Source organism: Variovorax boronicumulans, from assembly GCF_029892485.1.
GTDB classification, from domain to species: Bacteria; Pseudomonadota; Gammaproteobacteria; order Burkholderiales; family Burkholderiaceae_C; genus Variovorax; species Variovorax boronicumulans_B.
Map to the genome: position 1 here is coordinate 1 of NZ_JARXVG010000049.1, position 1156 is coordinate 1156.

Here is a 1156-nt window from a genome sequence, read left to right on the forward strand (position 1 = left end):
AGAGAAGCGTGAACTGCACCGAGACGTTCTGTTCAACGAAACCAAAGTCCGAGATACTCTGCGCTTGACAAAACGGCCCGATCAGAGAAGCAGTCGGTCAAGCCCTATGCACTGGATACTCCAAGAAAACCTCATTAACCCGACGACGCGCGACCAAGTGCGACAGCTGCTGCTGGCCCGCCAAGTCGAGCACACGCTCGTTCGCCTCATCCCTTTTTTCCATCAGGTTGATGGTGAGATGCCCGCACCTGCTGGACCGGTCTTCGTCTACGGCAGCACCGGTCTGGGAGCAGTGGCGAAGAGCCAGGGCTGGGCTCCCGGCTACTTTGACGACAACCTAGACTACGAGCTGATGCTCAGGCAGTACGGCGGCTTAGCCCTCAACGCCAGCGCCATCTGCGCCACGCTGCACGAGATGCCCAGAGTTGCAGACCGCTTCTTCGTGCGACCGGTCCTGGACAACAAGTCGTTCGCCGGCACCGTGATGACATGGGAAGAGTTCGAGGCCTTCCGCCGAGGCGTTGCACAAGTAGCGAATGAACAAGACGCCACCCTGAGCCTCACTGACCGCATCGTGGCCGCCCCGCTGACTGACATCTCCGCGGAGTATCGGTGCTTCGTGATCGGTGACAAAGTCGTGACGGCCTCTCGCTACAAGACAGGTGAGCTGGTTGCCTACAGCCCCGACGTCCCCACAGAGATGACGGCTTTCGCTCAAGGCTGCGTGGACCACTGGAGGCCGAACGATGCCTTCACCATCGACGTGGCCGTGACGCGGGCGGGCCCGAAGGTCATTGAGCTCAACTCGGCCAACTCGGCTGGCTTCTATGCCTGCGACGTAGGCGCCATCATCGACGCAGTGAACAGCCGCCTCAACTAGCCCTGCTGCAAAGCCGTTCGACCGGCCTGTCCGGTACACATCAACCAGGCTTTTCTTGTTCTCGGACAGAGCCACCCCCACCTCTTCGACGCTGGAACTCGCCGCGGCGAGCCGAGGCGATAGTACGACTGCTATAGGCAACGCGGTATGTCCGCAAAGGGCGAAACTGAACTTCGGCTTCGGTTAAGGGTTGTCCGACACCTGCCCGTGCAACAACACGAGCCCGCGCACGACAACGGCCTGAGGGCAGGTGTTGGACAAGCCTCTAAGGAGGAA

Annotated in this window: 1 protein-coding gene; it reads left to right on the plus strand. The window is 60.5% G+C overall.

What is annotated here, in order from left to right; translation table 11 throughout:
• Positions 1 to 880 (plus strand): ATP-grasp domain-containing protein (locus M2282_RS31020; RefSeq protein WP_280812606.1); only part of this gene is annotated, 880 nt, incomplete at its 5' end.
• Positions 881 to 1156: the final 276 nt, after the last annotated feature.